Below are 18,537 nucleotides of genomic sequence, written 5' to 3'. Positions count from 1 at the left end.
TCAGGCCTTCTCGGCGAGCACGTCGTCGACGAGTGCGAGCAGCGTCGTCGTGCTGACCGGCCCGGAGACCCGCGCGGCGATCCGGCCCTCGCGGTCCAGCACGAGCGTGGTCGGGGTGGCCGACGCCTTGCCCTGCAGCGCGAGGATCGGGACCCCGCCGTCGTAGGCCAGGGACGGGTAGGTCACCTTGTTCGCCTTGAGGAAGGCCAGGCCAGTTTCGGGGCCCTCGAGCTTGTCGAGGCCGATGAACTCGACCTTCTTGCCCTTGCTCTGCACCGTGTCCCAGGCCTTCTGCAGCGCCGGGGTCTCCTCGATGCAGGGCGGGCACCACGAGCCCCAGACGTTGACGACGAGGACCGAGCCGGCCCGGTCTGCGATCCGCCACGGCTCGCCCTCGAGCGTCGTGCCCTCGAGGACGACCGGGTCGCCACGCTCTTCCGGCGGCAGCTGCTCGATCGAGCCGTCGCCCGCGACGTAGCCCTTGCGGTCGCCGGAGCGGGCCTGGTCGGCCACGGAGTTGGGGTCCGAAGCGCAGGCGGACGTGAGGGTGACGAGCCCGCCGACAATGGCGATGGCACCCCACCGCAGCGCGGTGCGTCGGTCGAACTGCTCCATCAGGCGCCCACACTCTTGCTCGCACGCGCGAGCAGGGCGGCAGCCGGCTCGGAGTACGCGATCGAGGAGAGCTCGGCGCCCTCGTAGGTCAGGGAGGTCAGCGACGCGAGCGTGCACTCCCGCTTTCGCGGGTCGTGCCACAGGCGCCGACCCATGAGCTTGTTGCGGACCGTCCAGACGGGCAGCTGGTGGCTGACGATGACGGCCTCGTGGCCGCATGCCGCCTCGCGGGCGTCGTCGATCGCCGCGAGCATCCGGGTTGCGATGTCCTCATACGGCTCGCCCCACGACGGCTTGGTGATGTTGCCGAACTGGTGCCAGTTGCGGGGGTGGAGCAGGTCCTTGGTGCTCACGGTGCGGCCCTCGAAGTGGTTGCTCGCCTCGATGACCCGCTCGTCGGTGTGGATCGGCAGACCATGGCTCACGGCGATCGGAGCCGCTGTCTCCTGGGCGCGCTCGAGTGGCGAGGCGACCACATGCGTGATGTCGTTGGCCTCGAGATGGACGGCGACGACGTCGGCCATCTCCCGCCCCAGGTCGGACAGGTGGTAGCCGTCGAGACGGCCGTAGAGCACGCCACCGGGGTTGAGGACCTCGCCGTGGCGCATGAGGTGCACGACGGTCACGGCGTCGTCGGATGCGGCCGCGCCGGTCGTGCTCTCAGTCATGCGCCACAGTGTCTCAAACGCGAGGCCAACAGCCGAATCCGCACCCCGTGCGGCCGAGCCTGTGTGCAGCTCTCGGGGTGCTGACGACGAGCACCGCACACTGCCCCGGCTCGGGGCTACCTCCGCGATCGCTCGGCAAGGCGCCTGGTCAGCTGGTCGAGCGTGAACGACGGCCTGTGGTCGGCGCCACCGCTCTCGAGGAGAGAGGTCAGCCTGCCCTTGGCGTCAAGGCGGTAGATGAAAAGGGGTTCAACGATGCTGCCCGTCTCCGGGGTGGTCTTCGTCTCGCCAGCAATGACCAGCAGTGGACTCTTGGCCACGGCGTCGCGGTTGGGTGCGAGCTCCTCGCTGACGGTCACAGGCAGGGCGCCCGTGTCGCCTCCAGCGAAGAGAGTGTTCAGGGTCTGCCCGACCTTCGCATGGCCGAATATGGAACGCACCACTGTGGTCGACGCCGGCGTGACGACCGCGGGGAACCCGTTCGCGACCCCGGAGAGCTTGACCGCCTTCTGGTACGAGGTGATCGCTCCCACGAGCACCACCGCAGCGATGACGCGTCCTCTCCTCACGACATTTCCTCCCGGCGCTCCACCCGCCCTCTGTGTACGTGGAGACGGGTGACCGGCGCCGGTATGTCGCAAAGGCCATGAAACGGGTGGCCCGCCGTGCGATGAGACGGGACGCTGCGGCATACGGGGACGGACCTACACTGCGGCATGTGTCGCTCTCGCTCTGGCTGACCCTGGTCGCGGCCGGGGCGCTCATCTCGTTCACGCCCGGTGCGGGCGCCATCAACACGATGGCCAACTCCCTGGGCTCCGGGTGGACCCGGTCGATCTGGGGGATCCTCGGGCAGCAGCTCGCCCTCATCGTCCACATCGCCATCGTCGCCGCGGGCGTCGGCGTCCTCGTGGCGCGTTCCCCGTTGCTGTTCAACGTGATCCGGTATGCCGGGGCGGCCTATCTCGTGTACCTCGGCGTCCGCCAGTTCCGTGCCCGGGCAGCCGCCGCCGCGGTCGGCAGCAGCCACCGTGAGCCGGCCTGGTCGATGTTCCGGCGCGGGCTGCTGGTCAACCTGACGAACCCGAAGGCGGTCATCTTCTTCCTCGCCTTCATGCCGCAGTTCATCCGCCCCGAGCAGCCGCTGCTGGTGCAGTACCTCGTGCTGGGAGCGACGGTCGTGGCCATCGACGTGGTTGTCATGTGGTTCTTCTTCGCGGCGGCGGCCCGAGGCCTCGGCCGGCTGACCCAGCGCGAGTCAGGGCAGCGCACCGTGAACCGCCTCTTCGGCGGCCTGTTCGTCGGCGTCGGCGTGCTGCTCGGCGCCGTCCACTGACGCTGCTCCGACAGGTTGTGGATGGTTGTCGTCGTCATCGCGACGTCAACCATCCACAACCCCAGCGCTGGCCGCGCCAACGCCTGTCAGTCGGGCGTGGCCGCGGCCCGGGCTGCGGTCGGCAGAGCTGCGACGACATGCTCGACCGCGGCATCGTCGTGGGCCGCTGACACGAACCACGCCTCGAACGCGCTGGGAGGCAGGTGCACGCCCTGGCTCAGCATGGCGTGGAAGAACCGCCGGAACGCATCCGTGTCCTGGTCCTTCGCGCCGTCGTAGTCGGCCACGGCGCCCTCGCGGAAGAAGACGGAGAACATCGAGCCCGCCCACTGGATCGTGTGCGGCACGGATGCAGCGGTGAGCTCAGCGGTCACGGCGTCCGCGATGGCGTGGGACACGACGTCGAGCCGCTGGTAGACCTCCGGGGTGCAGCCCTCGAGCGTCGCGAGACCGGCCGCCGACGCGACGGGGTTTCCCGAGAGGGTGCCTGCCTGGTAGACCGGCCCCTGCGGCGCCAGCAGCGCCATGATGTCGGCCCGCCCGCCGAACGCCGCGGTCGGGAAGCCGCCGCCCATGACCTTGCCGAACGTGAAGAGGTCGGGCGCCCCTGCGGCATAAGGACCTTCGAGTCCGTAGAAGCCCGACGCGCTGCAGCGGAAGCCGGTCATCACCTCGTCGGAGATGAGCAGCGCTCCATGCTCCTTCGTCAGCCGCCGCAGCCCCTCGGTGAAGCCCGGCGCCGGGGGCACGACGCCCATGTTGCCCGGCGCTGCCTCGGTGATCACGGCCGCGATCTGGTCACCCCGCTCCGCGAAGGCCGCCTCGACCGCCGCGAGGTCGTTGTAGGGCAGGACGATCGTCTCGCCCGCGCTCGAGCGCGGGACTCCCGCCGAGTCAGGCAGTGCGAAGGTGGCCACTCCTGAGCCCGCCGAGGCGAGCAGAGCGTCGACGTGCCCGTGGTAGCAGCCCGCGAACTTCACGATGACGTCACGGCCGGTGAAGCCGCGGGCGAGCCGGATCGCCGACATCGTGGCCTCGGTGCCTGAGTTGACCAGGCGGACCTGGTCGACCGGGTCGACGCGGGCGACGATCTCCTCAGCGAGCCGGACTTCGTTCTCCGACGGCGTGCCGAACGAGAAACCTTGCGCCGCAGCGTGGGTCACCGCTGCCAGCACGTCTGGATGAGCGTGCCCGAGGATCATCGGTCCCCACGAGCAGATGAGGTCGACATACCGCTTGCCATCGGCATCGGTGAGCCACGGACCCGCCCCGCTGACCATGAAACGCGGCGTGCCGCCCACGGCACGGAAGGCACGCACCGGGGAGTTCACTCCACCCGGGATGACCGCGCTGGCACGGGCGAGGAGCGCGGCGGACGCAGGAGCGTCAGTGGTCGTCTGGACAGTCGCGGGGTTGGAGCTCATGGCGCCCATTGTCGCAACGAGGCTCGAGGACGTATGCCGCCGGGTCGCCTCCCAGCCCCAGGCACGCAGGTGCCCACTCGACCTGGTCCAAACAGGTTGGCCCGCGGGTCAGCGGCCGCTCGTGCCCTCGGGGTCGAGATGGTCACGCACTATCGCCATGGCGTCGCCGATGGAGCGGAACTGCCCGGGCGTCATGATGTCCACGAGGTTGTCGCGCACGCTCTGCACGTGGACCTTCGAGATGTCCCGAACGGCGTTGAGCCCGCCGGCGGTGAGCACGAGCTCGACGCCACGCTTGTCGTCCGAGCACTGCTCCCGCACGACCCAGCCGCGGTCCTCGAGGCGCTTGGCCGTGTGCGTGAGCCGGCTCCGTGACTGGACGACCATCGCGGCCAGCTCGGACATGCGCAGGCGATGGTTCGAGCTCTCGGAGAGCATGGAGATGATCTCGTACTCGCTCAGCTGGATGCCCGACTCGTTGAGTGCCTCGTCCAGCGCTCTCTCGAGCAGCCTGGTCCCGCGCAGGATGGCGCGCCACGACGCCTGCTCGGAGTCACTGAGCCAGCGCACCTCCCCGTCACCTGCAACCGCTCCGCTCGCCACCACCCTCGCGCTCTCCCCTGTTACGGCCGATCCGGCCGGGCCAACTGCGTACAGGGCAAGCCTAGTGGGGTCAGGCCAGCCAGTCCGGCACGTCGAGCGCGAAGTATGTCAGGACGACCTGCGCGCCGGCGCGTCGGATCGACAGGAGCGACTCGAGCGCGGCCGCGCGGCGGTCGATCCAGCCGTTCGCCGCGGCCGCCTGGATCATCGAGTACTCCCCCGACACCTGGTATGCCGCCACGGGCACGGAAGAGCGCTCGGCGGCCGCCGCGACGACGTCGAGGTAGGACATGGCGGGCTTGACCATGACCATGTCGGCGCCCTCGGCGATGTCGAGGTCGATCTCCCGGAGCGCCTCGACGATGTTGGCGGAGTTCTGCTGGTAGGTGCGGCGGTCGCCCTGCAGGCTCGACTGGACGGCCTCGCGGAAGGGCCCGAAGAACGCGGAGGCGTACTTGGCGGCATACGCGAGGATCACCGTGTCGGTCAGCCGCGCGCCGTCGAGCGCCTCGCGGATCACGGCGACCTGGCCGTCCATCATCCCGGAGGGGGCGACGACGTGGGCTCCGGCCTTCGCCTGCGCGACTGCCATGGCGGCATACAGCTCGTTCGTCGCGTCGTTGTCGACCCGGCCGCGGTCGTCGAGGACGCCGCAGTGCCCGTGGTCGGTGAACTCGTCGAGGCACGTGTCAGCCATGACGACGAGGTCGTCGCCGACCGCGTCGCGGACAGTGCCGAGCGCCACGTTGAGGATGCCGTCGGGGTCGAGCGCGGCGGAGCCGGTCGCGTCCTTCTGGTCCTCCTCCGGCACGCCGAAGAGCATCAGGCCGCCGACCCCCGAGGCCACGCAGCGTCGCGCGACCTCGGTGACGCTGTCGAGCGTGTGGTGCAGGACTCCGGGCATGCTCGAGATCGGTCTGGGGCTGTCGAGCCCCTCGGCGACGAAGACGGGCAGCACGAGGTCGCTCGGGTGCAGCCGGGTCTCCGCGACGAGTGCGCGCAGGGCTGGCGTCTGGCGCAGCCGGCGAGGGCGCTCGATCATCGGTGTTCCTCCCTGCTCAGGACGCGTGCGCGAGCACGCTCGAAAAGCGCTCGTGACCGGCGCTCAGCGGGCCCGCCGGCGCGACGCGGGGCGCTTGTCGCTCGGGCGCTGGACCGGCTGGCCCGCCTCCGCGGCGGCCACCGCCAGGCCCACGCCGTGCCCGGCGAGGGCATCGACGAGGCTGAGCGCTGACGCCTCCGCCGCAAGGACGTCGACTCGCAGGCCGTGCTCCTGGGCGGTCTTGGCTGTGGCCGGGCCGATGCACGCCACGACCGTCGCGGCGTGCGGCTTGCCGGCGATGCCCACGAGGTTGCGCACGGTGGAGCTGGACGTGAAGAGCACGGCGTCGTAGTCGCCGCCCTTGATCGCGTCACGGATCTCCGCGGCCGGCGGGGCCGCCCGGACGGTCCGGTATGCCGTGACGTCGTCGACCTCCCAGCCCATCTCCCGCAGGCCGGCGACGAGGGTCTCGGTCGCGATGTCGGCGCGCGGGAGGAGCACCCGGTTGATCGGGTCGAGGAGCTCGTCGAACTCGGGCCAGACCTCGAGCAGCCCGGCGGCCGACTGCTCGCCGCTCGGCACCAGGTCCGGGTTGATGCCCCACTCACGCAGCGCCTGCGCGGTGACGCCGCCGACAGCGGCGACCTTGAGCCCGGCGAAGGCACGGGCGTCGAGGCCGAACTCCTCGAACCGCTCACGCACCGCCCGCACCGCGTTGACCGACGTGAAGCCGATCCACTCGTAGCGGCCCGTGACGAGGCCCTTGACGGCCTTCTCCATCTGCTGTGGAGTGCGGGGCGGCTCGACCGAGATGGTCGGGACGACGTCGGCCGTCGCGCCGTATGCGGCGAGGCGCGAGACCATCGGCCCCGCCTGGGCCTGCGTGCGCGGCACGAGCACCTTCCAGCCGAAGAGCGGCTTGGTCTCGAACCACGAGAACTCTTCGCGCAGAGCGACGTTCGGTGACACTACGGCGAGCGTGACAGCCAGGGCGTCCTTGCCGCTGAACGCCTTGTCGACGGCACCGAGCGTCGTCGCGAGGGACGCCTGCTGGACGGTGGTGGCCTTCTCCGTCAGGGCGACTGTCGAGTCGGCGGGGCGGCCCGCGGCGAGGAGGCCGGCAAGGGCGTTCCGGATCGACTCGGTGCTACCGAGCAGGACGACCGTGTCGTCCGCGTCGGTGTAGGCCGCGAGGTCGAGCCCCACCCGGTCGACGCTGAGGATGTGCACGGCACCGGTCGCCTTGGCGGTGAGGGGGACACCGGCATACGTCGGGCCCGCGGTCACGGCGGACACGCCGGGCACCACGTCGAACGTGATGCCGGCCTTGCGGCAGGCGCGGATCTCCTCGACGAGCCCGTTGAAGGTGGCGGGGTCGCCGTCCATGAGGCGCACGACCAGGCCGCCGGTTGCCACCGACTTGGCCGCCTTGACGACGAGCTTGGCACGCACGGCGTGGGTCAGCTCCTGGCCCTGCTCGCCGTGGCCTGCGTCGATGATCTCGACGTCCGGGCGCGCGTGGGTCAGCACGACGTCGTCGCGCGTGATCCGGTCGAGGATGACGACGTCGGCAGCGGCGAGCAGGTCGCGGCCGCGAAGGGTCAGCAGCCCGGGGTCACCGGGGCCGGACCCGACGAAGGCGACGCGCGCCGGCGAGGTCTGGTGCGTAGGAGTCGGAACCGTCTGCTCTGACGGAGGGCGAGAAGGAGTCACGAAACTTGCTCCGGTCGGTGTGAGGCTGGCTGGCGGGCGCCGTCGGGCGCAGTGGTCATGGATGCCTGGAGGCCGGGATGTCCCGGTGAGGCGGTGAGCTCGGCGGCTCCGTCGTCGAGGAGGATGCGGGCCAGGCCGGCACCGAGAGCCTCGGGGTCGCCGTAGGCACCGACGAGCGAGCGGCGCAGCTCGGCCGAGCCGTCCTCGCTGCCGACGAAGGCGCGCAGCGACAGCTCCAGCCCGTCGTCGCCCTCGACGACCTCGGCGAGTGCGCCGACCGGCGCCGTGCACCCCGCTTCGAGCGTCGCGAGCAGGGACCGCTCGGCGAGGACGCAGGCACGGGTGTCGGGGTCGTCGATCGCCGTCAGCACGGCGACCACGTCGGCCCGGTCGGCGAGGCACTCCACGGCGAGAGCCCCCTGGCCGGGGGCGGGCAGCACCTGGATCGGGTCGAGCACCTCGGTGGCCTCGTCGAGGCGACCCAGCCGGGCGAGGCCCGCACGCGCGAGCACGACCGCGTCAAGCTTGCCCGAGGTGACGAGACCGATTCTCGTGTCGACGTTTCCGCGAATCGGGCGGATGTCGATGCCGAGGCCGAGCGCGGCAAGCTGGGCCGTGCGTCGAGGCGAGCCGGTGCCGACGACCGAGCCGGCCGGCAGCTCGCCGAGCGTGAGCCCGTCGCGGGCCACGAGCACGTCACGGCTGTCCTCGCGCTGCGGGACGGCGGCGATGACGAGCCCGGGCTCGGGAGCGGTCGGCAGGTCCTTGAGGGAGTGGACCGCGATGTCGATGCGGCCGTCGTGCAGCGCCTTGCGGATCGCGGTAGCGAAGACGCCGGTGCCGCCGATGGCGGTGAGCAGCTCGCCGGACACGTCGCCCTCGGTCGTGATCTCGACGAGCTCGACGACGTGGCCGTGCTCGCGCAGACGGTCGGCCACCCACTGGGACTGCGTGGTGGCGAGGGCGGATCGGCGAGTGCCGAGGCGAAGCGCGCTCATGGCGTCGTCCGCTTCGGTGGGGAGGACACGTTGGCAACGTCCTTCGGCTCGAGGTCGAACAGCTCACGAAGTGCTGCGGCGTAGTCGTCCCCGCTGCCCTCCATCGCGAACTCCTTGACCCGCCTGGTCGGCGTGTGGAGGAGCTTCTCGACGATGCGGTGGACAGCGTGGGCGACCTCGGCGCGGGTGGCCTCGTCGAGACCGGGCAGGCGCTGGTCGAGGCGCTCCATCTCGGTCGCGACGAGGGACGCGGCACGGGCCCGCAGGGCGGCCACGGTCGGGCCGACCGCCTTCTCCATACGACGCGTGAGGTAGTCGGCGACCTCGCCGGTCACCAGGTCGCGCACCTTGATGACCTGGGTGGTGTCGGCGCGCCCCTCCAGGAGGTGCCCGAGGCGCTGGAGGTCGACGAGGGTGACGCTGGGGAGCCGCCCACCCCACGTGTCGACCGGCTCGACATCGCGAGGCAGCGCCAGGTCGACCACGACCTGCGGACGGCCGCCACGCCGCTCGGCACTCGTGGCAAGCATCTCTGCCGTGATGACGTGGCCGACGGCACCGGTGCACGTGATGACGAGGTCGCTCGCGGCGAGCACGTCGGCGAGCTCGGACCACGGACGGGCCTCGCCCTGGGTCGACGCTGCCAGGCGCGCGGCGCGCTCGAGGGTCCGGTTGACGATGGTCAAGGATCCGAAGCCCTCGCGGCGGGCGGTCGCTGCGGCCAGACCGCTCATGCCACCGGCGCCGACCACCGCTGCCGACCGGGTGTCCAGCGGGCCGAGGACGTCGCGGGCCTGCTCGAGCGCGATCTGCACGAGCGACACGCTGTGCTGGTCGATGTCGGTCTCGGCGTGGGCTCGCTTGCCGACTCGAAGTGCTTGCTGGAAAAGGGAGTTCAGCGACTCGCCGACCTGGTCGCGAGCCTGCGCCTCGCCGAGGGCGTCGCGCATCTGGCCCAGGACCTGGGCCTCGCCGACCGCCATCGAGTCGAGCCCGCAGGCAACGGTGAACGTGTGGGCCACCGCGGCGTCGTCGAAGCGCACATAGAGGTGGTCGGCGAGAGCCTCAGCGCGAGCGGCGAGCGCCGCCATGGGGTCGCGCGGCTCGTCGGCGTCGATGACAAAGGTGTCTGTCGAGCCGGTGGCCATGCTCCTCACCTCGGACTCTGCCAGGGTGCCAGGAGCGGAGGACTCGATGCCTGCCGCGAGGGCGAGCGCCTCGCCGATGGCCGCGACAGCGGGGTGGAAGGCCGACACCTCGGCATACACCTCGAGACGGTTGCACGTCGACAGCACGACGGCCTCGCTCGCCGTGGCAGAGCCGAGCACGGAGGCGGCGATCGCCTCGGCGCGGTCAGGGCGCTCGGAGAGCGCCTCGAGCACCGCGAGCGGGGCGGTGTGGTGGGACAGGCCGATCACGAGCAGGCTCATCGGGCCACCGCCGACCTGAGGTCACCCGCGGCGAGCGACTTGCGCTGCGCGTGGAAGGCGAGGATCTGCAGCTCCGTCGACAGGTCGACCCGGCGCACGTCGACGCCGTCGGGCACCGCGAGCACCGCGGGAGCGAAGTTGAGGATCGAGTGGATGCCGGCGCCGACGAGGGCGTCGCAGACCGCCTGGGCGGCGTTTGCCGGGGTCGCGATGACGCCGATGGAGATGGGGTCGACCGAGTGCCGCTCGAGCAGCTCGGCGAACGGACGGATCGACACCCCGACCACCCGCTGGTCGGTGAGCGCCGGGTCGTCGTCGAACAGCGCGACGATGCGGAACCCCTTGGTGACGAAGCCGGAGTAGGAGGCGAGGGCGTGGCCGAGGTTGCCCATCCCGACGATGGCGACGGGCCAGTCCTGGGTCAGGCCGAGCGCCCGCGAGATCTCGAGCGCGAGGGTCTCCACGTCGTAGCCGACGCCACGCACGCCGTACGAGCCGAGGTGGCTGAGGTCCTTGCGCAGCTGGGCCGAACGGACCCCCACGGCGGCAGCGAGCTCTTCGGAGGACACCGACAGGACCCCGTCCTCGCCGAGGCGGGACAGCGTGCGAAGGTACTCAGGAAGCCGCGCGACGGTTGCGTCGGGGATCTCTCGACGCAGTGCAGGCTCGGCGGACACTCTTGCTCACCGGCTCCTCTCAGCGAGGCGTTCTCCCGAACGCGGAGCACGTGGGGACCCGATCAGGCTAGACGTTTGTGAACCCATGCACAAAGTTGACTTTGACGGCATACCACGGCATGGACGGACCACGTGAGGCAGGGCGCCGCGCACCGCTGCGGCGGCCTCACGCGAGCGCTGCGCGCAGCCGTCCCTCGTCGACCCTCCAGAAGTCGTGGCGACGCCCGTCGACGAAGGTGACCGGGATCTGCTCGCCGTACGCGCGCTGCAGCTCCGGGTCATCGTCGATGGACCGCTCCTCCCAGCCCACGCCGAGGTCATCGGCCACCCGCTCGATGACGGCCCGGGCGTCGTCGCACAGGTGGCAGCCGGGTCGGCCGAGCATCAGGACGCGCGGGGTGCCCGCGGTCTCGGAAGTGGGCATGGACCCACTCTAGGTCGATGACCGCCCTGGGCCGAACCCCACATCACCGACCGACAGGCCCGTCTCCCCCGTCGAGCGCTCCGTCCCAGCGATGACAGAGGGCCTGCGACGGGTGAGACGGGGCGCACACTCGACCGGAGGGGGGCACAACCCCCATCGGAGCGGATCTTCGGACAGACTTGGTGGGATGTCCACCAGGGTCACACCCGCCCAAGCGGGTATGCCGTCGGGCGCGGTTGCGCTGTCCGGCTGGGTGCTGCCCTCCTGGCGGGATGCGCTCGACACCCTCTGGGCCGCCATCGCGACCGACGGGGACGGCCTGACCGTCCCCGCGACGGGGGCCGGCGCCACCGTCGGCTCGCCCATCAGGTCCTCCCGACCGGGCCCGCGCACCGAGCGCGACGCAGCGGAGCAGGCGCGCATCGCAGCTCTGGTCGAGCTTGCCCAGGCCGGCGACCGCGAGGCCTTCGCGCAGCTGTACGACGTCTACGTCGACACGGTCTTCCGCTACATCCTCGTGCGGGTGGCCAACCGCGCGCTCGCCGAGGACTTGACGTCCGAGACGTTCCTGCGGGCGATGCGCCGGATCGACTCGTTCACCTGGCAGGGCAAGGACATCGCGGCATGGTTCGTCACGATCGCGCGCAACCTCATCGCCGACCACGTGAAGTCGGCGCGCTTCCGCTTCGAGGTGACGACCGCCGACATGCGCGACGCCGACGAGCGCGTGGATGCTCCGGAAGAGGAGGTGCTCGCGCGACTGCGCGACGAGCGGCTCGTCGCGGCGATAAAGGGACTGCGTCCGGAACAGGCGGAGTGCGTCACCCTGCGCTTCCTCCAGGGGCTCAGCCTCGCCGAGACGGCCCGGGTGCTGGGCCGGTCGGAGGGCGCAGTCAAGCAGCTCCAGCTGCGGGCCACGCGGGCCCTGCGCGCAGCACTCGAGGGAGCCGAGCTGTGATGCCGTAACCACTCCTGCACCCGTGTCGTTCTCACGCCGCCACCACGGGTGCGGCCTGCACCCAGCGCGGCCCTGACCCAGCCCACGAGCGAAGGAGGAGACATGGACCTCGGCCCCGGCGCCGACGGCGAGCTCCTCCAGCGCGCCCTCGACGGTGAAGCGGTCACCGACCCCGGCATCCTCGAGCTGGTCGCGGTCGTCCACGCAGTGACAGCACTCGACCAGGCCGCGCTCGCACCGCGGGCCGAGTTCGTCTCCGACCTACGGGCCCGGCTGCTCGCGGACGACGGCACCACGGTGCTTTCCACGCTGCCGGGTGCGGATGATGGTGAGCGCGACGGCTCCGACGGCGGTCTCGGCGGTCCCGGTGGCCCCGGTCGACCGGCTTCGGTGGTGCGGATTGCCGCGCGACCACTGCGGTACGTCGCAGCAGCGGCGGCCAGCATCCTGCTGGTCGGCGGCGTGCTCGGTATCGCATCGCGTTCGGCCGCCCCCGGTGATGTCCTCTACCCGGTCAAGCAGGCACTCGACCGGGTGGCGGTCCGTCTCGCCGGCTCCGGCTACGACGAGGGCCTCACCTACCTCGCCCAGGCCCAGCAGCACATCGACGAGGCCCGCGACCTGCTCGACCGGGGAGCCGCCTCCGCCGCCGACGTCAACATGGCTCTCGACGCCGCGAGCGACTCCACGCAGCAGGCCCAGCGCACCCTGCTCGATGTCTATCGCACGCAGCATCGAGGTGAGGCCCTGACGGAGCTCGACGACTTCTACACCCGCGCCATCCCGCAGGTCGATGCGCTGCGAGACCGCGTGCCTCCGGCGTCGCAGCCGTCGTGGCAGCATCTGCGCGACCTGCTCGGGCAGGGCCGGATCGCGACGCTCCGGGAGCTGGCCGCATGCGTGGTCTGCGGCGACCGGGCCCTCGAGGCCCGGCAGGTGCTCGCGACCCTGCCCGGTGGCGGCGCCACCGGCGTGGCGACCGTCCCGGCCACCGGCGGGCAGACGGCGGCGCCGGGCAGGTCCGGGCCTGCGACATCGGGTCCGGGACAGCCCGCTGCAGGGGGCGACGCGTCCGGCCAGCCGGGGGTGAGCGTCACCGGCGGCGTGACCCTGCCTGGTGCGACGGCGAACCTCCCTGGCGTGGGCGTGCACTCGACCGGCGCGGGGGCAGGCGGCGGAGGAGTCACGCTGCCCGGAAGCACCGTCAACCTGCCGTCCGCCGGCATCACCTCGACTGGCATCGGTGTCGGTGGTGGCGGGGTCACCCTCCCTGGAGTCACGGCATCCCTGCCGTCCGCCTCGTCCCCCTGTCGACGAAGCTCGTGCCCTGACCCTAACGACCTGAGGCGGTATCGCCCGCCCCACCCGGACGCGGGTGCGTCCGCGGCCCTGTGATTCTGCTCCGCATTCCGGAGCAGAATCACAGGACCGACGTAGACGCCCGCCCGGCCCGGGTCGAGTCAGAGGAAGACGGACTTGCGCTGCATCAGCAGGCTGTAGAGCGTCTGCTGGATCGTCTCGCGCACCTGGTCGGTGAGGTCGAACACCAGCATCGGGTCGTCCGCCGCGTCAGGACCGAACGTCGTCGTGTCGATCGGCGGTCCGAACTCGATGAGCCACTTGCTCGGCAGCGGGACGAGTCCGAGCGGCCCGAGCCACGGGAAGGTCGGCGTGATCGGGGCATACGGCATCCCCAGGAGCCGGGCGACTGCCGGCATGTTGCCGATCATCGGGTAGATCTCCTCGGCCCCGACGATCGAGACCGGCACGATTGGGACCCCGGCCCGCAGGGCGGCCGACACGAAGCCGCCCCGGCCGAACCGCTGGAGCTTGTACCGCTCGCTGAACGGCTTGCCCACGCCCTTGAACCCCTCGGGCCAGACCCCCACCAGCTCACCGCCGCGCAGCAGCCGCTCGGCGTCGGTGTTCGCGGCGAGGGTCGACCCGGACCGGCGGGCCATCGTCCCGACGAACGGCATCTGGAAGACGAGGTCCGCTCCGAGCATCCGCAGGTGGCGGTTCGCGGGGTGCTCGTCGTAGACGGCGACCTGGGTCATCAGCGAGTCCATCGCCACCGTGCCCGAGTGGTTGCCGACGACGAGGGCGCCGCCGACGGTCGGGATGTTCTCGATGCCCCGCACCTCGACCCGGAACCACTTGCGGTAGAGCGGCCGCAGCAGCGGGAGGTGCACATGGATTGTGTAGTCCTCGTCGAAACCGAACTCGTCGACGACGTAGTCGCCCGACAGCCGGCGCCGGAGGTAGGCGAGCGTCTCGGCGACCTGGCGCTCGACGTCCTCGGCCGGCACACCTGCCGAGGTCGCGGCAGCCCGGATGACGTTGATGGCGAGCTCGACGAACTCGGCCGGCCCCGGCCGCGCCTCCGACGAGAACTCGCCCGCCTCGAGCGCGCCGAGCAGCCGCTCGGCCGCAGCGGAGCCCGTCTCGACGCCTTCGCCCGAGCCGGTATGCCGCCGCGCGGGCTCGCCCTCCGCCGTGACCTTCGCCGGTCGCTGGGCCGCGTCGCCCGACGGCACTGCACGGAGGCGGGCCGGCTCGCCTTGCCCGGCGTCTCGCCGCTTGGCGCGGATCGCCGCCCGGCTCGGCCGGGCTGGCTTGGTCGTGCTGAGCGCCTCGGCGACAGGTGCCTCACTCGCACCTGAGCTGTCGGCTTCTACTGGACGAGCGCCCAACGTGACCTGCTCGAACGCCGCCTGGTCGTCCGGCGTCTGCGAGACGACCGGTAGGACGTCCGGCTCGGGCGAGGGCGCCGCCGGCTCGGCGTCGTCGCTCGCCGCCCGACGGCGGGCCTCGCTGACCTCGACCGGCTCGATGGACAGCAGTGGGGTGCCGCTCCGTCGACGTCGTTCGCCCGAGGCCCGAGCCGCACCCGCCGCGAAGGCGCCGCCGTGGGTCGATGCGCCGGCGGGCCTCGCTGCTGCTCCAGCAGCGCCCCTCGTGGCCGGCTTGGCGCCCGTCGTCGCGGCGGCCTTCTTCGGGGCGGCCTTCTTCGGGGCGGCCTTCTTCGGGGCGGCCTTCTTCGCCGCCGAGCCTGGCGCCGTGGCGCCCTTCGCCGCCGAGCCTGGCGCCATGGCGCCCTTCGCCGCCGAGCCCGACGGCGCAGAGCCTGGTCGCGGCGCGGCCGATCGCGGCGCGCCCGACCCGGCGCCGGATGATGAAGGCGTCTGCTCCGGCGTCGTGTCCGACCGGTCCGGCGTCTCGGCGGCGGTCACGTCTGGATCCTTTCGATGACGCGCGCAATCGCAGCGGCGGCGCCCCCGGCAGCGTCGCTCACGACCTCGCCGACGCCGTCGGCGCCCGGCACGACCGGCCGCAGGTGACGGGCATAGTCCTCGAAGGCGCCACGCGTGCTGTACGCCGGCTCGAAGTGGAAGACCTTGCGCATCCGCGAGGTGTCCAGTCCGCGACCGAAAGCGAGGAAGGTCAGCTGGTCGGACGAGAAGTCGGCCAGCCGGGAGCGCTTCACGACGTTGCCCAGCACCCCTGCGGCCGCGAGCGGCACGGGAAGCACCGGTCGCCGGGCGATCGCGGTGCACTGGGTCACCGTGAGGAACCCGTCGCCCGCGACGTTGACGATGCCGACGGCCGGGCCCGTCGTCGCCAGGATCATGGCGGACGTCGCGTCGTCCTCGTGGATCAGCTGGAACCGGGCGTCGTAGCCGAGCGGGATCGGCACGACCGGCAGCGAGAAGTAGTCGGTGATGGCGGTGTGGATGTTCGGACCGACGACGTTGGCCAGCCGGAGCATGGTGATCTCGACGTCGGGTCGGCGCCGGGAGAACCCGCGCACATAGCCTTCGACCTCGACCGAGTCCTTGCCGAAGCCGGTGCGCGGCATCGTCTTGGGGTTCATGTCCTCGCTGAACATCGCCGGGTCGCGCGGCGACGAGCCGTACACGGCGGCGGAGGACTTGACGACGAGTCGCTGCACGGACTCGGACTTCTGGCACGCGGCAAGCAGCTGCATCGTGCCGATGACGTTGATCTCCTTCTGCGTCACCCGCCCGCCGGTGTCCTTCGGCGTGGCGATGACGTTCATGTGCACGACGGTGTCGACGGCGGCCTGGGCCATGATCCGGCCGATCATCGGGTTGCGGATGTCGGCACGCACGAACTCGGCGCGCCCGACCGCGTGCTTGGGCGGGAACACGTCGACGCCGAGGATGCGCTCCACCGACGGGTCGTTCGACAGGCGCCGGGCGAACAGGCCTCCGAGGTAACGGGACACACCCGTGACCAGCACGACCTTTGCCATTCGGCTCCTCCTGTCGTCGATCGTCGCTACAGACCTCGTCAGGCGTCCGGGACGCCCGCGCGGCCCCCGCACCTGGAGCCTACAGAGCGATTCCGTCGGCGTCCTCGGTGACCCAACGTTGCCACTCGATGCGCCCGGGCGCCACGCGTCGTCGCGAGGCCCGGAGAACGCGAACGACCCTCACCGCAGGCGAGGGTCGAGAGCGTTGCGGGCGTGGCCCGCGGTCCTGAACGAGGTCAGGTCACTTCTTGTTGCGACGCTGGTGACGCGTCTTGCGCAGCAGCTTGCGGTGCTTTTTCTTGGCCATCCGCTTGCGGCGCTTCTTGATGACAGAGCCCATGGTTGTCCTTGTCGTGCGACTGGTTCCTTGACGTGCATTGCCGACCTGCGTCGACTTGACCGCCAAGGAGGGAGGTCGAATCCACGAGCCGAACAGGCACCACAGCGTAGCGCGTGCGATGCGTCGATCCCAAAAGACGGTGATGTGAATGCCGCTGCGCCAACGCCGAGGGGGCGGTTCGGACCATGTGGCCCGGCCGCCCCCTCGGGTGCGCTGCAACGCTGGTGTTCACGCGGTGTCGATGTACGACGTCTGGAGGTACTTGTGCACCGCGTCTTCCGGGACCCGGAAGGAGCGGCCGACCCTGACGGCGGGCAGGTCCCCGCCGTGAACGAGCCGGTACACCGTCATCTTCGACACGCGCATGATCGAGGCGACCTCGGCAACGGTCAGGAACCGCACCTCGGCGAGCTGGCGCTCATTCGACATGTGATACCCCGATCTACTGGCTGACCCGCGCGTCGCCGGCTTCCCCTCCGACGAAACTTCACGCAGGTACAAGAAGCAACACTAGGGGCAGATGTGACTGAAGGGGAAGTGGAAGATCACTGAAAGCGCAAAGCGCAAGGAGGCGCGCCGACGCAAGGTCAGGGATCTTCGGTCACGAGCCCGCACCGCCGCCTAGGGCGACAGCCGGTTCAGGTCACGGGGAAAGAGCGTCACCTCGCGGATGTTCTCCGCCCCGGTCAGCCGCCCGACCCACCTTTCCAGACCGATCGCGAAGCCGCCATGCGGAGGCATCCCGTGCGCGAACGCGTCGAGATAGCCGGCGAAGAGCGACGGGTCGGTGCCCGTGCGCGTGAGCGCGGCTGCGTAGTCGCTCGGCCGGTGCAGGCGCTGCCCGCCGGTGGTCAGCTCGAGCCCGCGGAAGAGCAGGTCGAAGCTGTTGCTCCACCGTTCGTCACCCGGCTGCGGGTGCGTGTAGAACGGCCGCTTCACCATCGGATAGCCCTCCACCGCAAGGAAGTCCGAGTCGTATGCCGTCCGCGCCCACTCCGAGAGCGCCCGCTCGTGCGCAGGGCTGAGGTCGGGCTCGCCCGGGTCGGCCCCGACGAGGGCCAGCGCGTCGCTGAAGTGGACCACCGGGAACTCGTCCGGCACGACCGGCAGCTGGACACCCAGGAGCGCAGCGGCCTCGGCGGCATACGTCCTGACGCCCTCGACCATCCCGGCGATGGCCTCGCGCAGCACGACGAGCACGTCCCGGTGGTCGCGGATGAACCCGAGCTCGGCGTCGAGCGAGGTGTACTGCGCGAGGTGGCGCACGGTGTCGTGCGGCTCGGCCCGGAAGACCGGGCCTACCTCGAAGACCCGTTCGAACACCCCGACCAGCATCTGCTTGTAGAGCTGTGGGCTCTGGGCAAGGTATGCCGTGCGGCCGAAGTAGTCGACCGAGAAGACGTTCGCGCCCGACTCGGTGGCAGTGCCGACGAGCTTCGGGGTCGCGATCTCGGTGAAGTCGAGCGAGTCCAGCGCGGAACGGAAGCCGTGCATCGACGCGCTGGCCAGCTGCCAGGCAGCCCGGTGCCTCGGGTGCCGCAGCGTCACGGCGGCGTGGTCGAGCTGCGTCGGCAGGCCTGCACCGAAGGTCGGGCGCCACAGCTCGGCCGGCGGCGGTGTCGCGGGCTCGGTCAGCGGCACGATGGCCGGCGCGACGAGCTCGGCACCGCCGGGCGCGGCCGGGTTGGCCGCGACGGTCCCGGTCACCTCGACGACCGTCTCCTCGGGCAGCCCCTCGAGCTGCTCGGCGGTCGCCGGGTCCTTGATGACGACCTGAGCCAGGCCGGTCCGGTCCCGAAGGACGAGGAACGTGACGCTCGCAAGGATGCGGCGCCGGTGGACCCAGCCGGCCATCGTGGCGCGCTCTCCGGGAGCGGTCGCCGCGAGGTCGCGGGCCAGGACTCGCTGGGCCGGCATCGAGCCGACTGGTGGATGGGTGGGTTGCATCTGGTTCACCTCCGTTTGTGGGTCTTGCCCCGGAGGTGCGGGCGATGGGGATGTCGCTGTGCCACCACACCTTCGCCACCGCGGGG

The 18,537-nt window shown here is 71.2% G+C and carries 19 protein-coding genes; 3 read left to right on the top strand and 16 right to left on the bottom strand.

From position 1 onward, the window contains the following. The 3 genes from ACYVLP_RS06805 to ACYVLP_RS06795 form a co-directional block, all read right to left on the bottom strand. Nucleotides 1-615, bottom strand: a complete 615-nt coding sequence (locus tag ACYVLP_RS06805) for a TlpA family protein disulfide reductase (RefSeq protein WP_460626578.1) — start codon at nucleotides 613-615, stop codon at nucleotides 1-3. Continuing rightward, the gene (locus ACYVLP_RS06800) at nucleotides 615-1,283 is read right to left on the bottom strand and encodes a histidine phosphatase family protein (protein ID WP_460626577.1); all 669 of its coding nucleotides are present in this window, start codon (nucleotides 1,281-1,283) and stop codon (nucleotides 615-617) included. The genes ACYVLP_RS06805 and ACYVLP_RS06800 overlap by 1 nt, the downstream gene beginning before the upstream one ends. 116 nt (nucleotides 1,284-1,399) lie before the next feature. Then, nucleotides 1,400-1,852 carry a hypothetical protein gene (locus ACYVLP_RS06795; protein WP_460626576.1) on the bottom strand — a complete coding sequence of 151 codons (453 nt, stop codon included), beginning with the start codon at nucleotides 1,850-1,852 and terminating at the stop codon, nucleotides 1,400-1,402. 149 nt (nucleotides 1,853-2,001) lie between these two features. Between ACYVLP_RS06795 and ACYVLP_RS06790 the strand changes: the two genes are divergently transcribed. Then, nucleotides 2,002-2,619 carry a LysE family transporter gene (locus tag ACYVLP_RS06790; RefSeq protein WP_460626575.1) on the top strand — a complete coding sequence of 206 codons (618 nt, stop codon included), beginning with the start codon at nucleotides 2,002-2,004 and terminating at the stop codon, nucleotides 2,617-2,619. 86 nt (nucleotides 2,620-2,705) lie between these two features. Here the strand turns inward: ACYVLP_RS06790 and hemL are convergent, their stop codons facing one another. The 8 genes from hemL to ACYVLP_RS06750 form a co-directional block, all read right to left on the bottom strand. After that, nucleotides 2,706-4,043 (bottom strand): glutamate-1-semialdehyde 2,1-aminomutase, encoded by a 1,338-nt coding sequence (gene hemL, locus ACYVLP_RS06785; RefSeq protein ID WP_460626574.1) that lies wholly within the window; start codon nucleotides 4,041-4,043, stop codon nucleotides 2,706-2,708. Nucleotides 4,044-4,151: 108 nt separating this feature from the next. Beyond that, nucleotides 4,152-4,613, bottom strand: coding sequence for a MarR family winged helix-turn-helix transcriptional regulator (locus ACYVLP_RS06780; protein WP_460626573.1), 462 nt, complete (start codon nucleotides 4,611-4,613; stop codon nucleotides 4,152-4,154). A gap of 103 nt (nucleotides 4,614-4,716) precedes the next feature. Next, nucleotides 4,717-5,688 carry a porphobilinogen synthase gene (gene hemB, locus ACYVLP_RS06775; protein WP_460626572.1) on the bottom strand — a complete coding sequence of 324 codons (972 nt, stop codon included), beginning with the start codon at nucleotides 5,686-5,688 and terminating at the stop codon, nucleotides 4,717-4,719. 63 nt (nucleotides 5,689-5,751) lie between these two features. Then, nucleotides 5,752-7,401 (bottom strand): bifunctional uroporphyrinogen-III C-methyltransferase/uroporphyrinogen-III synthase, encoded by a 1,650-nt coding sequence (locus ACYVLP_RS06770; protein ID WP_460626571.1) that lies wholly within the window; start codon nucleotides 7,399-7,401, stop codon nucleotides 5,752-5,754. Beyond that, nucleotides 7,398-8,399 (bottom strand): hydroxymethylbilane synthase, encoded by a 1,002-nt coding sequence (gene hemC, locus ACYVLP_RS06765; RefSeq protein WP_460626570.1) that lies wholly within the window; start codon nucleotides 8,397-8,399, stop codon nucleotides 7,398-7,400. The genes ACYVLP_RS06770 and hemC overlap by 4 nt, the downstream gene beginning before the upstream one ends. Beyond that, nucleotides 8,396-9,829, bottom strand: a complete 1,434-nt coding sequence (gene hemA / locus ACYVLP_RS06760; RefSeq protein WP_460626569.1) for a glutamyl-tRNA reductase — start codon at nucleotides 9,827-9,829, stop codon at nucleotides 8,396-8,398. The genes hemC and hemA overlap by 4 nt, the downstream gene beginning before the upstream one ends. Then, nucleotides 9,826-10,506 (bottom strand): redox-sensing transcriptional repressor Rex, encoded by a 681-nt coding sequence (locus ACYVLP_RS06755; protein ID WP_452270667.1) that lies wholly within the window; start codon nucleotides 10,504-10,506, stop codon nucleotides 9,826-9,828. The genes hemA and ACYVLP_RS06755 overlap by 4 nt, the downstream gene beginning before the upstream one ends. Nucleotides 10,507-10,672: 166 nt before the next feature. After that, on the bottom strand, nucleotides 10,673-10,930 hold the full coding sequence (locus ACYVLP_RS06750) for a glutaredoxin family protein (RefSeq protein WP_460626568.1): 258 nt from the start codon (nucleotides 10,928-10,930) through the stop codon (nucleotides 10,673-10,675). Nucleotides 10,931-11,117: 187 nt separating this feature from the next. Here ACYVLP_RS06750 and ACYVLP_RS06745 point away from each other — a divergent pair, with 187 nt between their 5' ends. Beyond that, nucleotides 11,118-11,888 (top strand): sigma-70 family RNA polymerase sigma factor, encoded by a 771-nt coding sequence (locus tag ACYVLP_RS06745; protein ID WP_460626567.1) that lies wholly within the window; start codon nucleotides 11,118-11,120, stop codon nucleotides 11,886-11,888. Nucleotides 11,889-11,990: 102 nt separating this feature from the next. Beyond that, nucleotides 11,991-13,283, top strand: coding sequence for a DUF5667 domain-containing protein (locus ACYVLP_RS06740; protein WP_460626566.1), 1,293 nt, complete (start codon nucleotides 11,991-11,993; stop codon nucleotides 13,281-13,283). A 65-nt stretch (nucleotides 13,284-13,348) separates the two neighbouring features. Here ACYVLP_RS06740 and ACYVLP_RS06735 read toward each other — a convergent pair whose 3' ends face one another. The 5 genes from ACYVLP_RS06735 to aspS all read right to left on the bottom strand — a co-directional run bounded on the left by ACYVLP_RS06735 (nucleotide 13,349) and on the right by aspS (nucleotide 18,451). Further along, nucleotides 13,349-15,121, bottom strand: a complete 1,773-nt coding sequence (locus ACYVLP_RS06735; protein ID WP_460626565.1) for a lysophospholipid acyltransferase family protein — start codon at nucleotides 15,119-15,121, stop codon at nucleotides 13,349-13,351. Further along, the gene (locus ACYVLP_RS06730) at nucleotides 15,118-16,164 is read right to left on the bottom strand and encodes an NAD-dependent epimerase/dehydratase family protein (RefSeq protein WP_460626564.1); all 1,047 of its coding nucleotides are present in this window, start codon (nucleotides 16,162-16,164) and stop codon (nucleotides 15,118-15,120) included. The genes ACYVLP_RS06735 and ACYVLP_RS06730 overlap by 4 nt, the downstream gene beginning before the upstream one ends. A 241-nt stretch (nucleotides 16,165-16,405) precedes the next feature. Next, nucleotides 16,406-16,504 (bottom strand): 30S ribosomal protein bS22, encoded by a 99-nt coding sequence (locus ACYVLP_RS06725; protein ID WP_003792170.1) that lies wholly within the window; start codon nucleotides 16,502-16,504, stop codon nucleotides 16,406-16,408. 228 nt (nucleotides 16,505-16,732) lie between these two features. Then, complete coding sequence (locus tag ACYVLP_RS06720; RefSeq protein WP_020145054.1) at nucleotides 16,733-16,933, bottom strand: helix-turn-helix domain-containing protein; 201 nt, start codon at nucleotides 16,931-16,933, stop codon at nucleotides 16,733-16,735. Nucleotides 16,934-17,125: 192 nt separating this feature from the next. Further along, on the bottom strand, nucleotides 17,126-18,451 hold the full coding sequence (gene aspS / locus ACYVLP_RS06715) for an aspartate--tRNA(Asn) ligase (RefSeq protein WP_460626563.1): 1,326 nt from the start codon (nucleotides 18,449-18,451) through the stop codon (nucleotides 17,126-17,128). Nucleotides 18,452-18,537 lie beyond the last annotated feature (86 nt).

The organism is Intrasporangium mesophilum (assembly GCF_054783095.1).
The sequence above is the reverse complement of the archived record's forward strand: the minus strand, read 5'-3'. Positions and strand labels throughout refer to the sequence as shown.

Bases quoted from the DNA above. Each gene is read 5' to 3' on its own strand.
- ACYVLP_RS06800 (WP_460626577.1), bottom strand. From the start codon at position 1,283: ATGACTGAGAGCACGACCGGCGCGGCCGCATCCGACGACGCCGTGACC.
- ACYVLP_RS06720 (WP_020145054.1), bottom strand. From the start codon at position 16,933: ATGTCGAATGAGCGCCAGCTCGCCGAGGTGCGGTTCCTGACCGTTGCC.
- ACYVLP_RS06730 (WP_460626564.1), bottom strand. From the start codon at position 16,164: ATGGCAAAGGTCGTGCTGGTCACGGGTGTGTCCCGTTACCTCGGAGGC.
- hemL (WP_460626574.1), bottom strand. From the start codon at position 4,043: ATGAGCTCCAACCCCGCGACTGTCCAGACGACCACTGACGCTCCTGCG.
- hemC (WP_460626570.1), bottom strand. From the start codon at position 8,399: ATGAGCGCGCTTCGCCTCGGCACTCGCCGATCCGCCCTCGCCACCACG.
- ACYVLP_RS06750 (WP_460626568.1), bottom strand. From the start codon at position 10,930: ATGCCCACTTCCGAGACCGCGGGCACCCCGCGCGTCCTGATGCTCGGC.
- ACYVLP_RS06725 (WP_003792170.1), bottom strand. From the start codon at position 16,504: ATGGGCTCTGTCATCAAGAAGCGCCGCAAGCGGATGGCCAAGAAAAAG.
- ACYVLP_RS06745 (WP_460626567.1), top strand. From the start codon at position 11,118: ATGTCCACCAGGGTCACACCCGCCCAAGCGGGTATGCCGTCGGGCGCG.
- aspS (WP_460626563.1), bottom strand. From the start codon at position 18,451: ATGCAACCCACCCATCCACCAGTCGGCTCGATGCCGGCCCAGCGAGTC.
- hemB (WP_460626572.1), bottom strand. From the start codon at position 5,688: ATGATCGAGCGCCCTCGCCGGCTGCGCCAGACGCCAGCCCTGCGCGCA.
- ACYVLP_RS06805 (WP_460626578.1), bottom strand. From the start codon at position 615: ATGGAGCAGTTCGACCGACGCACCGCGCTGCGGTGGGGTGCCATCGCC.
- hemA (WP_460626569.1), bottom strand. From the start codon at position 9,829: ATGAGCCTGCTCGTGATCGGCCTGTCCCACCACACCGCCCCGCTCGCG.
- ACYVLP_RS06740 (WP_460626566.1), top strand. From the start codon at position 11,991: ATGGACCTCGGCCCCGGCGCCGACGGCGAGCTCCTCCAGCGCGCCCTC.